This window comes from Flavobacterium frigidarium DSM 17623 (genome assembly GCF_000425505.1).
GTDB lineage: Bacteria > Bacteroidota > Bacteroidia > Flavobacteriales > Flavobacteriaceae > Flavobacterium > Flavobacterium frigidarium.
In genome coordinates this window covers 243021-255333 of record NZ_AUDO01000007.1, presented here as the reverse complement: position 1 = coordinate 255333, position 12313 = coordinate 243021, and the positions used below count along the sequence as shown (strand labels likewise).

At 34.6% G+C, this 12313-nt stretch carries 9 protein-coding genes; 2 read left to right on the top strand and 7 right to left on the bottom strand.

Annotated elements, in window-relative coordinates:
• Positions 1–23 precede the first annotated feature (23 nt).
• On the top strand, positions 24–2507 hold the full coding sequence (locus tag H603_RS0104970) for a zinc-dependent metalloprotease (protein WP_026707534.1): 2484 nt from the start codon (positions 24–26) through the stop codon (positions 2505–2507).
• A gap of 86 nt (positions 2508–2593) precedes the next feature.
• On the opposite strand, the gene H603_RS0104965 is transcribed toward H603_RS0104970, so the two are convergent.
• The 3 genes from H603_RS0104965 to H603_RS0104935 all read right to left on the bottom strand — a co-directional run bounded on the left by H603_RS0104965 (position 2594) and on the right by H603_RS0104935 (position 6382).
• Positions 2594–3949 (bottom strand): TIGR00341 family protein, encoded by a 1356-nt coding sequence (locus H603_RS0104965; protein WP_211223768.1) that lies wholly within the window; start codon positions 3947–3949, stop codon positions 2594–2596.
• Positions 3930–5108 carry a Na+/H+ antiporter NhaA gene (gene nhaA / locus H603_RS16520; RefSeq protein ID WP_051219183.1) on the bottom strand — a complete coding sequence of 393 codons (1179 nt, stop codon included), beginning with the start codon at positions 5106–5108 and terminating at the stop codon, positions 3930–3932. The genes H603_RS0104965 and nhaA overlap by 20 nt, the downstream gene beginning before the upstream one ends.
• A 281-nt stretch (positions 5109–5389) precedes the next feature.
• A complete protein-coding gene (locus H603_RS0104935) occupies positions 5390–6382 on the bottom strand; it encodes an LLM class flavin-dependent oxidoreductase (protein ID WP_026707532.1) in 993 nt (330 codons plus the stop codon).
• A 450-nt stretch (positions 6383–6832) separates the two neighbouring features.
• Here H603_RS0104935 and yaaA point away from each other — a divergent pair, with 450 nt between their 5' ends.
• Entirely contained in the window at positions 6833–7591 is a 759-nt protein-coding gene (gene yaaA, locus H603_RS0104925; RefSeq protein WP_026707530.1) for a peroxide stress protein YaaA, read from the top strand.
• A gap of 67 nt (positions 7592–7658) precedes the next feature.
• Here the strand turns inward: yaaA and H603_RS0104920 are convergent, their stop codons facing one another.
• From H603_RS0104920 to H603_RS0104905, 4 genes are read right to left on the bottom strand one after another with little or no spacing between them, the layout of a single operon-like run.
• A complete protein-coding gene (locus H603_RS0104920; protein WP_026707529.1) occupies positions 7659–9245 on the bottom strand; it encodes an MDR family MFS transporter in 1587 nt (528 codons plus the stop codon).
• 1 nt (position 9246) lies between these two features.
• The gene (locus H603_RS0104915; RefSeq protein ID WP_026707528.1) at positions 9247–10326 is read right to left on the bottom strand and encodes an HlyD family secretion protein; all 1080 of its coding nucleotides are present in this window, start codon (positions 10324–10326) and stop codon (positions 9247–9249) included.
• 11 nt (positions 10327–10337) lie between these two features.
• Entirely contained in the window at positions 10338–11672 is a 1335-nt protein-coding gene (locus tag H603_RS0104910; RefSeq protein WP_026707527.1) for a TolC family protein, read from the bottom strand.
• Positions 11662–12294, bottom strand: coding sequence for a TetR/AcrR family transcriptional regulator (locus tag H603_RS0104905; RefSeq protein ID WP_026707526.1), 633 nt, complete (start codon positions 12292–12294; stop codon positions 11662–11664). Before H603_RS0104905 ends, H603_RS0104910 begins: the two co-directional genes overlap by 11 nt.
• Positions 12295–12313 lie beyond the last annotated feature (19 nt).

Here is a 12313-nt window from a genome sequence, read left to right as displayed (position 1 = left end):
ATTAATCAAAAAATAACCTATTGATGAAGAAAATTGTCATTTTGAGTACACTAGCTGGATTTCTATTAACTCCTACATACCTCACCGCCCAGAATCAGTGGCATATTGATGAGAATAAGAAGAAGAAATCAGAAACTACAGCCCCTCCAGCCGAAAAAAAACCTGAGCAACAAATTAAAGACTATAGCAAGGTCATTACAAAGGATGCCATATCTGATGATGGTCTATTTACAGTACATAAGGTAGATAAAAAGTATTTTTTTGAAATTCCGAATACACTATTAAATAAAGACATGTTGCTTGTAAGCCGCCTTTCTAAACTACCTTCTAATTTGGGTGGAGGTTATGTAAATGCAGGTTCTGAAACGAATGAACAATTGATAGTTTGGGAGCGTTTTCAAGATAAAATTTTAATAAAAGTGAAATCGTATAATGCTGTCGCTAATGATAGTTTACCTATAAGTATTTCAGTCAAATCAAATAATTATGAGCCAACACTCTTTGCATTTGATATTGTTGCTTTTAGTAAAGACTCTTTGAATACAGTAATTGATGTAACTAAATTCTACAGTTCAGATGTGAAAGCAATTAGCGGAATATCTGCTTCAATGAGAGAGAGCTATAAAGTAAAAGGATTAGACGATTCTCGTAGCTTTATTAATAGCATGCGCAGTTATCCTATGAATATCGAAGTTATTCAGGACTTTACATACAATGCTTCTAAGCCACCGGTTTTACAGGATTCTGAGACGATTAGTATCCAAATGAATCAGTCGATGATCTTGCTTCCAGAAAAACTGATGCAACCACGACTGGCAGATGATCGCGTTGGGTTTTTTACAATGAGCCAATACGATTATAATAGCGAGGAATTAAAATCAGACAATAAAACATATATTCGTCGATGGAGATTAGAACCAAAAGATCCAGCTGCTTACGAACGCGGGGAGCTAGTGGAGCCAATCAAACCAATTGTATATTATATCGATCCTGCCACTCCAGAAAAACTTAGAAAATACATCAAACAAGGAATTGAAGAATGGCAAAAACCTTTTGAAACAGCTGGTTTTAAAAATGCTATTATTGCAAAAGACCCACCTACAAAAGAAGAAGATCCAGATTTTAGTCCTGAAGACATGCGTTACTCTGTAGTGCGTTATGTTGCTAGCACTACTAGAAATGCAGTAGGACCAAGCGTTTCTGATCCTAGGACAGGTGAAATTATAGAGAGTGACATTATTTGGTACCACAATCACCTACGTTCGTATAGAAATCGCTATTTATTAGAGACGGGAGCTGCTAACCCTAGCGCTCGTACTTTGAATACAAGCGAAGAAGAAATGGGCGAAATGATGCGATTTGTCATTGCGCACGAAGTAGGGCATGCCTTAGGTTTTCCTCACAATATGGGAGCCAGTAATTCGTACGATGTAGAACAATATCGTGATGCAAATTTCACTCAAAAGAACGGAATCGCAGCAAGTTTAATGGATTACGCTCGATACAACTATATTGCGCAACCAGGCGATAAGGATGTTCGTTTCATTCGTCAAATGGGACCTTATGATCATTATGCTGTAAACTGGGGGTACCGTGTTATTCCTGGAGCCGTTTCACCAGAAGCAGAGGTAGCAACCCTAGACAAATGGATTTTAGAGAAAGCCGGAGATCCAATGTATAAATACGGTAAACAAAGCAGTAGTTTTGATCCTAGCTCGCAAACAGAAGATATTGGAAATAGTTCAATGAAAGCCAGCTCGTACGGACTTAAAAATCTGCAATACGTGGGTGCGCATCTAGCAGAATGGACCAGTGATAAGACTAATAATTATGAAGACTTAAGCGAGTTATACGATGAGTTTTTAGGAGTATGGAGTCGTTATGTAGGACATGTGGTAACAAATGTAGGAGGGGTTTTTGAAGACAGCAAGAAACCAAATCAGGCTGGAGCTGTTTATACTGTAGTGCCAAAGTCGCAACAAATTGAGGCAATGGCATGGTTACAACAAAATGCTTTTGCATCGCCTACTTGGTTAGTTGATATGAAAACGTTACGCAATATCGATTATGCTGGTTACACAGAACGTTTTAGAAACTTGCAAACCCGCCATCTAAATTCAGTTCTAAGCTTTGATAGATTAGGTAGATTGATGGACGCTGCAGTTCAAGGTGACGACAATTACAAAGCAATTAATATGCTTGTTGATATGCGCAAAGGGATATGGAAAGAAGCTTCAGCGCGTACAAACGTAACTATTTATAGAAGAAACTTGCAAAGAGCTTATATCGAAAGAATGGCTTATTTAATGGAGGAGGAGATGAAACAAAGTCGCTCAGAAAGTTTTTACAATGTATCACAGTCTGATGTGAGAGCTTTAGTTCGAGGGGAATTAAAAGCTTTGAAATCACAATTGACAATGGCAAATAATCCTAATTTAAACACAGAGACACGTTATCACTTTGAAGATTGTATTGCTAGAATTGCTCTAATACTCGACCCTAAATAAGGGAATTAATAGTAGTAATTACTTTAAATAGAAAATCCGCCGGAAGGCGGATTTTTTTATTTGTGATGTCTTGTATTAAACTTAAACTATTTGTTTTTTACCACGGCTTGTTCATCCACTTTTTTAACGGGCTTAAGTGGCTGTCTGTACAACTCGATTTCGCTTTTAGCTAATCGTTTTTCCAACCAAAAAGTTAACTTCTGTATGTTTTCCTCTTTCAGTGGTGTTTTACTTTGGTAGATAAGAACAGGAACAACTGCTGTACTATCGGTGTTTTCATTAAAAACGTGATTTGAAACGGCAATATTTTGAACTTCTGGGAACAAAATTCTTATTTCGTTCAACAAGTTTTTGTTATCGTATTTATCAGCTTCAATCTGTTTTTTTAACTTTAATATCGATACATCCTTCTCACTCAAAACCGACTTATTAAATTTAATCTCATTTAAGATATCTGTTTTTAAATCAGTCGTATCTTGTATTACTGTTAATTTAGTATTCGGGATTTGATAGTCTTTCAATTTGGCGTTGAAGGCTTTTATCTGACTATCTGAAAACTTCTTACTTAAAAAACCTAATTCTAATTTCTTAGGATTTTCATTAAACTTAGTCTTCTTGTATAAAATAGCAACACCCTTGCTAGAAAATTCACTTTCGATAAAAACATCAATTTGGTGTTGGTAATTTTTTTGTTCGAATAATTGGTAAGCAAAATAGATACTTGGTAATATTAAAATAGTAATCAAGGTCGTTATAATGTACTTAACTCTTTTTTCTGTGCGCTCATCTAATTGTTTCTTCTTTGGATATTTCAAAAATGTGACAATAAAGAAAGTCGAAATACAAATGAAAACACAATTGATCGAATATAGATAAATGGCTCCAAAAAAGAATCGCATACTACCCACCGCTAGTCCGTAACCTGCGGTACACAAAGGAGGCATTAAAGCTGTTGCAATGGCAACACCAGGAATAGGATTTCCTTTCTCAACACGGGTAATGGCGATAGCCCCTACAATTCCCCCAGCAAATGCGATAAGAATATCGTAGATATTAGGGGAGGTTCGTGATAACAATTCCGGCTGTGTTTCCTTAAACGGACTAATATAAAAGTATATCGCTGACACGATTAGACCTACTAAAGTAGCAACCAAAAGATTTTTTAACGACCTTTTTAACAAATCAAAATCAAATACTCCTAAGCCAAAACCAGCACCAATTATTGGCCCCATTAAAGGAGATATAAGCATGGCACCAATAATCACAGCAGCAGAGTTAACATTAAGTCCTATCGATGCAATCACAATGGCACATGCTAGAATCCATAGATTAGCTCCTCTAAAAGAGATATTTGACCGCACATTTTCAAGGACCGTGTATTTATCATCTTCCCCTTTATTGAGGTTGATGTAGTCTAGCAATTTATCTATTAGTACTTTCAACTGCCGTTTTCTTTAAAGTTATTTTTAAGAATAAGAATCCTAATACACCAGCTACTAACGACGACAGTAAAATAACGAACTTCGCGTTATTAATAATGGTTTGATCATCGAATGCAAGTAATGTTATGAAGATGGACATTGTAAATCCAATACCTCCTAGAAAACCTACGCTGCTTACTGTTTTCCAGTTCAGGTCAGCCGGGAGTTTGCAAACTCCAAGTTTAACGGCTAAAAGGCTAAAAAGGAAAATACCTAATGGTTTTCCAACGATTAAACCTAAAGCAATACCGATGCTGTAATGTTGTGCTAATGTTTCTCCTATATCTGAGCTAACAATGATTGCTGTATTAGCTAAAGCAAATAGCGGAAGAATAAAAAATCCAACCGGTTTATGCAATGCTCTTTCCAATTTAGAGAAAATAGAATCTTGTTCTCCATCGCAAAACGGAATTGTGAAAGCTAAAAGAACTCCAGTAATGGTAGCATGAATACCTGAATGTAACATAAACCACCACATAACGATTCCACCTAGTAAGTATATTGTTAAACTGCGCACTTTCATACGGTTTAATATTAGTAAAGCTGCAAAGACTCCTACTGCTATAAATAAATTTAGCCAAACAATAGTTTTAGTATAGAATATGGCAATCACTAGAATAGCACCTAGGTCATCTATAACAGCTAAAGCGGTTAAAAATATTTTAAGTGATAATGGAACGCGATTCCCTAATAAAGATAGTATTCCTAAAGCAAATGCAATATCAGTCGCCATTGGTATTCCTGCACCAGCTTGGGATAGGGTTCCATAGTTAAATAAAAGATACAACCCTGCTGGAATGGCCATACCTCCAATAGCAGCAAAAATAGGCAGCAATGCATCTTTAATATTAGACAACTCGCCATTATTAATTTCTCTTTTTAACTCTAGACCTATTAACAAGAAGAAAATAGTCATTAGACCATCGTTAATCCAGTATTCTAAGCTTTCACCAAAAAACTTTGCATGCCACGTATAAATATACTGAGACGCAAAAATGGAGTTGGCCATGATTAACGAAACGATTGTGCAAGCGATTAATATTAATCCAGTTGCTTTTTCGTTATCAAAAAACTCTTTAAATAAATCACCATTATAAATTTTCTTGATGGCTTTTTTCATTTTTCTTTTCACGTGCACGGTTTTTTTATTTTAATTGACAAATAATGTCTGTTAATACTGATTATTGGACATAATAGCCCGATTTACAAAAATAGGTAAAATGTTAGGAAGTTACCTCCTTAAAACAGTAATTATTACCGTAAACTTGTTATAAAATCATATAAAAAGCGCAATAACATTTGAAATAATACACCTATGAAAAAATGTACATTACAAATGTTATTGCGCTTAATTTAAATAGCCATCAAGTAAAAGATAAATAGTGCTACTTTGGCAAACTATTACTGTTGAGCTTCCTTGATGATTTCGTAAGATCTTAAACGCGCATCAAAATCATAAATGTGCGATACTACCATTAATTCGTCCACATTAGTTTCTGCAACAAAATCTTCTAACTGAGATTTAATTTCTGAAGGATCACCTACAAAGGAGTAGTGTAAAAACTGTTGCATTACTTGTTTTGCTTCTTCAGGAACTCTAAAATTAGGATCTGCAGGTTGTAATGGTTTTCTATTATTAGTTAAAATACCTAAAAACACTTTTTCCATTGAGGTTGCAAGTGCGCTCGCCTCTTCACTCGTTTCTGCTGCAGTCACGTTGACACATGCTAGAACATACGGTTCCTTTAAATATTGTGAAGGTTTAAAATTAGCTCTGTAAATAGCAAGTGCTTGCATGAGTTGCTGCGGAGCAAAATGACTAGCAAAAGCATACGGTAATCCTAATGATGCAGCAAGTCTTGCACTATCTGTGCTTGACCCTAAAATCCAGATTGGGATATCTAATCCTTCTCCCGGAATCGCTCGAACTGCTGCGTCGCTATTTTCTATTGATAAATATTCTTGTAATTCTAATACTGTATTAGGAAATTCATAAGCAGCTTGATCGTTTCTTTGCAGTGCTTTAGCAGTTAATTGATCTGTTCCAGGCGCTCTTCCTAAGCCTAAATCGATACGACCTGGAAATAGTGTGGCTAATGTTCCAAATTGCTCAGCAATAATTAACGGAGCGTGATTAGGAAGCATAATGCCTCCAGATCCTACCCTAATTTTTTTTGTATGTTCTGCTATGTGGCCGATTAAAATTGACGTTGCCGAACTCACAATGTGTGGCATATTATGATGCTCTGACAACCAAAATCTTTTATAATCTAGTGATTCTGCTTTTTGTGCTAAGGCCACACTATTTTTGAAAGTTTGTAAAGGGGTTTTTTCTGCTAAAACGACAGCTAAATCTAGTATGGATAGGGGTATATTATTGAAATTATTTTTCATAAGTCTTGATTCTAAGTGAATATTTGCAAAAACATTTTTATTTTAAAATCTAATTAAAATTGGAAATTAAACGCTAAAAAGTCTCGAGAATTTATATAGTACAAAGGTAAGAAACACAGTTTTTTTTATCCCTAATTGTTTGTTAATATAAACCGCATTTTTGGTTGTTAAGTCTTGCTTTTGCGGAAGCTTGAGTGACTTCACCGATAGTTTTATTTGAATGATTTTTATCTCAATTTTAAATTTTTTAGTTCTTTCGAAAAAAAAATGGAAAGTCAACATAATAGAAATTGCAATCTTGTCTTATTATCTTTTGCGAAAGCGAGAACTATGAAAACACAATAATATAGAAATCTTATTTGTTCATCACATAATTCAATTTGGTTACCATCATTTATAGTTTACAATTTGTATTTTTGATATTATTAAGAAACCAGAAAGATCATCACTATGAAAATCGTTATATCGCCAGCAAAATCCCTTGAATTTGAAAAAGAATTGCCAACAAAAAAGCATACAGAAGCGTTATTTTTAAAAGAATCAAGACAAATTCAAAAGGAATTAAAGCAAAAATCTCCCAAAGAATTGTCTAAATTAATGCACATCTCTGATAAATTAGCTGATTTGAATTGGGAGCGAAATAAAGATTGGAAAACGCCTTTTACCACTGATAATGCGCGACCAGCAATTTATACATTTGATGGTGATGTTTACACTGGGCTCGACGCTTATACGATTCCGGTTTCTAAAATTGATGTAGTACAAGATCAATTAAGAATATTATCAGGTTTGTACGGTATTTTGAAACCATTAGATTTGATGCAGGCATATCGTTTAGAGATGGGTACAAAATTACCAATAGGGGAGGCGGGGAATTTATATGAATTTTGGAAGGATTCGATCACCAAAAGTTTGAATAAAGAATTAGCTGACGACGAACTATTTGTCAATTTAGCGAGTAATGAATACTTCTCGGCAGTAGATGTAAAGAAATTAAAAGTACCAGTAATCACGCCAGATTTCAAAGATTACAAAGACGGGAAATTAAAAATCATAAGTTTTTATGCAAAGAAAGCAAGAGGAATGATGGTGCGTTATATCGTTGATACTAATGCTAAAACAATCGATGATTTAAAAGGTTTTAATTATGATGGTTATCAATTTGACGCCAATTTATCTAAAGATAACCATTTAGTTTTTACAAGATAATTTAAAACTGTGAACATAATAAAAACGCCGACATACTTTAAAGTTTGTCGGCGTTCTTAGTTTTATATTAATGCATGGCATCAGCAGGATTAACTTTGTTTTTTCCTTTTTTAATGAAGAAAACAATAGGAATACAGCATAGAAACATTATTCCTAAGTAACTGAAAATATCCATATAAGATAACACTGTGCTTTGCTTCATTACAGAATAATCAAGGGCTTGATAGGCTTTCTTTAAAGCTTCATTTGTAGTGAAACCTTTAGACATAAATCCCTGTTGCAATTGCTGAATGCGTTCTTGAACTTGGAACTTACTTCCATTTAGATTAGCAACTAGATTAACACGGTGCTCTTGACTAAAACGTGTGATAAAAGTAGTAATAATTGCAATACCAAATGAACCTCCAAGTTGTCTCATCATTCCTGTAAAGGCAGCACCTTCACCAATATTTTTACCAGATAGGGTAGAGAGTGACAGCGTTGTAATAGGTACAAATAAAAGTCCTAGACCAACACCTCTTAAAATTAGAGACCAGTATAAATGTTCTACTCCAGTATCGGGTGTCATCGCATCGCGCATCATGTAGGTAAAAATGAAAAACACTAAGAAACCACTACCCACCATGTATCCTTGCGGAACACCTTTTTGAATTAAGTTACCAATAATTGGCATCATGAAAGCGGTTGTAATCGAACCAGGAATTAATAGTAAACCAGCATCTGTTGCGGTCCATCCTAAAATGGATTGTGTGTAAATAGGGATAATTAATGTTGATCCATACAATCCAAAACCTAAGATAAAACTCATCACGGTTCCTATTCGAAGATTTCCATCTTTAAGCACACTTAAGTTTACAATAGGATACTTGTAAACAAGTTGCCTCCATATAAATAAGATAAATCCAAATAGGGACATCACACTTAAAATAACTATTGTACTGTTGTTGAACCAGTCATCTTGCTGCCCGTGTTCTAAAACGAATTGTAACGAACCAATAAATGTTGCTAATAAAATGATTCCGTACCAGTCAACTTGGTTGGATTTTAATTTCTCTCCGTATTTTGGACTTCTAACAAAACTTAGCGTTAAAAGGGTAGCAATAATTCCTAAAGGAATGTTGATATAGAAAATGTATGGCCAAGAGAAATTATCAACTAGATACCCTCCTAACGGCGGTCCCAATGTAGGTCCAACAATTACTCCCATACCGTAGATCGCTTGCGCCATACCACGTTTTGCAATAGGATAACTCTCAGTAATGATGGTTTGTGCAGTAACTAGTAAGGCACCACCACCTAATCCTTGTATAAATCTAAAAGCGACTAACTCCCATATATTTGTAGCATTTCCACATAAAAAGGAAGCTACTGTAAATATGATAATTGAAACAGCGAAGTAATTACGTCTACCAAATTGTTGTGACAACCAGCTCGTCATAGGGATTACAATTACATTTGCAATAGCATAAGCAGTAATAACCCATGCAACATCAGTAAGTGTAGCCCCAAGACTTCCTCTCATGTTAGTTAGCGCAACATTGACAATAGTGGTATCTACAATTTCTAACAGTGCACAAAGTACTGCAGTAATTGTAATAATAACCCTTCTAAAGCCATATTCTACTAAATCGTCTTGTCCTTGTGCTTGTTCCATTTTATTTTATATGTACATCGACATCCACATTCATACCTGGACGCAATAATTTTATTTTATCTACATCATTGTCAGCGTCAATACTAATTTTCACTGGTAAACGTTGTATTGTTTTTACGAAGTTACCAGTAGCATTATCAGGAGGCAAGATTGAAAAACGAGATCCTGTCGCTGGAGAAAATGAAGTAAGTGTTCCTTTAAATTCATAATCAGGGTAAGCGTCAACTTTAATGGTCACTACTTGTCCTGCAACCATTTTGTTCAATTGTGTCTCTTTAAAATTGGCTATAATCCAAGCTTCATTGTTATTGATAATGTAAAATAGAGATTGACCTGATTGTACTAATTGACCTGGCTGAATATCAATTTTTGAAACTTGACCGTCAATTGCAGCTGTAACCACTGTATATGACAAATTAAGTTCTGCAGTTTCAAGCATGGCTTGTGCTCTTTTAATATTTGCAGCAGCAACATCAATTTGTTTGCTAGTAACATTACCTTTTGCTTTGATTACAGATGTTTGGTAACTACTTGCTTTTTCTTGTTGTTGTAAAATACGAACTTGGCTTTCTGCCTCTTGCTTAGCAGCTAGTGCTTGTTCATATTGTTGTTTTGTAATTGTATGTGATTTGTATAGGTTTTCGTAGCGTGCAAAATCACTTGCTGCTCTTCCTAATCTAATTTTTGCCGTTTCGATATTTCCTGATGCTGATCTAGCATTAGCATTAGATACAGATACGCTAGAAGAAACGCTTGCTACATCTGCTTTTGAAACCTCATAACTACCTTCGGCTGCCGCCAATGCCGCTTTTGCCTCATCAATTTTTAACTTGTAATCTTGTTTGTCAATTGTAAATAAAGTATCTCCTTTTTTTACAAAATCATTATCTTTTATATAAACTTTAGAAACATAACCTGAAACTCTAGGAATAATAGGGTTCATGTTTTTTTCTACTTGAGCATCATCAGTAGTTTCATGTGATAAAGAGTGAATGTATTTGTATGAACCATATACTACACCTACTAACACTAGGGAAACAATGATTATGATAAATTTTTTATTTGTTTTTTTCTTTTCCATCTTAATGCTGATTATATTTTTGAAAGGTTGAAGGTTTGATTTAATTGTCCGCTTACAGTAAGCAATTCGTAATATTTTTGAATAACATTGGCTTTAGACAGCGCTTTGTTAATGCTTGATTCTAATTGATCAACATCTGCTTCTAATAAGTCATTAGTGTCAGACAGTCCGTTGTCATACTTATCTTTTAAAATTCGGTAATTTTCTGATGCTTGTTCCACAGCTTGGTTGTAAACAATATCTTGTTTTAAAGCCAAGTCATAATCTTCAATAGCTTTTTGAACTTCAATTTTAATTTGTTCTGTAAGTAGCTCTTCATGCTTTTTTAATTCGTCAGCTTTGCTTTCGGCAACTTTTACGGTAGCGTTATTTTTTAAAATTCCGCTTAAGTCATATGAAAGTCCCACTCCTATATTCATTGCATTTTGTACTGTAATCACATTTTTAAGATCAATCGCAGTATAACCTCCTACTAATGATATTGCTGGATAGTACCCACTTTTTGCAACCTTCACATAATCTAAACTTGCTTTTTCTTGCAAACGCACTGCCTCAAGATCTTGTCTATTTGCAACAGCTACTTCATCAGATGTAGGGATGTTGTTCATTTGGAAATTAACAAAATCACTTTCTCTAATTGTCAATTTTGTTGTATCGTCTAATTTCAATAGTGTAATCAATTGATAATTGATAATATTAAGATCCTTAGTCGCTTTGGCTAGAGACAATTTTACATTCGAAGCTTGCAGTTGTGCTTTAAGTAAATCATTACGAGGAATGATTCCGTTTTTCTCTAATTCGATAAAATCAGTTACACGTTGCTCTGCACTCTTTTGATTTTCTTTTAAAAGTTCTACCGTTTTTTCAGCTTTATACATGCTTGCATATAAATCAACCACTTGCATCGCCACATTCTCTTTAGTTTGCAGTGCATTTGCACTTTCGGCAGCATATAAATTAGAAGAAGCTTTGATGCTATTTTGTATTTTAAAACCTGCAAATAAAGGTAGGCTAGCATTCACTTGTCCCACCATTAATTGGTTCACACTAGGAGCATCTGTTATAGATGTACTTCCATCGCTGTTGTTGAGTTTAAAATTGATATCGGCATCAGTAAGACGTTGGTACTGCCCTGAGATTTTGAAATCAGGGTAGCTATTGTTCTTTACCGTTCTTAACTCTTGTTTCTTAGTTACTACTTTGCTCTCTGCTAAAGAAACTTGGGCACTTTGTTCCCAAGCTAAATGTATTGCCTCGTTCAATGTTAAACTAGATTTTTCTTGTGCTTGTACTGCGGAGGCTCCCATAAGGAATACTCCGAAAAGCATTAATTGACTAACTTTCATATATAAGAAGTGCTTTTATTGTTTGTTGAATGTGTTTTGTAAGGTTGGTTAATATATAATTCTCGTATAATTCATCAGTATGTAGCTTTAGTAGGTCTACGAAGTACGCCTTGTTCATGTGAAAATGGAAAAAGGTGCCCAAGATTGTTGGTGTCAATAAATCAACAGCAATTTCTTTTTGAAAAACGCCCGCTTTTTGTCCCTCTTCTATAATTAATGCTAAGGTTTTTAAATTCCCTCTTCTTAATTCAGTAAATGCTTTTAGGTTCAAATCTCTTTTCTTGGTAGCGATCTCAAAGTGCAAGATTCGGTAAATACCTTTGTTAGCATTAATTTGATGGATGTAGATCGTAATAAGCTTATTTATTTTTTCTAATGGGGGACTATCATCAGTAACAAGGCTACCAATTGATTCTTTTAAATCCTTGGTGCGATATAGAATCAACGATTCTAATAAACGCTCTTTAGATCCAAAATAGTAAGAAACCATAGCAATATTAATCTTGGCTTCCTTTGCAATTGTTCTAATTGATGTTCCGTCAAAACCCTTATCTGCAAATAGCGTTTCTGCTACATGGAGAATTTGAATTTGCTTATCGTTTAAATCAGTTGTATTAGACATAGTATTAATTTACTATACA

Bases quoted from the DNA above. Each gene is read 5' to 3' on its own strand.
- H603_RS0104970 (WP_026707534.1), top strand. From the start codon at position 24: ATGAAGAAAATTGTCATTTTGAGTACACTAGCTGGATTTCTATTAACT.
- nhaA (WP_051219183.1), bottom strand. From the start codon at position 5,108: ATGAAAAAAGCCATCAAGAAAATTTATAATGGTGATTTATTTAAAGAG.
- H603_RS0104935 (WP_026707532.1), bottom strand. From the start codon at position 6,382: ATGAAAAATAATTTCAATAATATACCCCTATCCATACTAGATTTAGCT.
- yaaA (WP_026707530.1), top strand. From the start codon at position 6,833: ATGAAAATCGTTATATCGCCAGCAAAATCCCTTGAATTTGAAAAAGAA.
- H603_RS0104920 (WP_026707529.1), bottom strand. From the start codon at position 9,245: ATGGAACAAGCACAAGGACAAGACGATTTAGTAGAATATGGCTTTAGA.
- H603_RS0104915 (WP_026707528.1), bottom strand. From the start codon at position 10,326: ATGGAAAAGAAAAAAACAAATAAAAAATTTATCATAATCATTGTTTCC.
- H603_RS0104910 (WP_026707527.1), bottom strand. From the start codon at position 11,672: ATGAAAGTTAGTCAATTAATGCTTTTCGGAGTATTCCTTATGGGAGCC.
- H603_RS0104905 (WP_026707526.1), bottom strand. From the start codon at position 12,294: ATGTCTAATACAACTGATTTAAACGATAAGCAAATTCAAATTCTCCAT.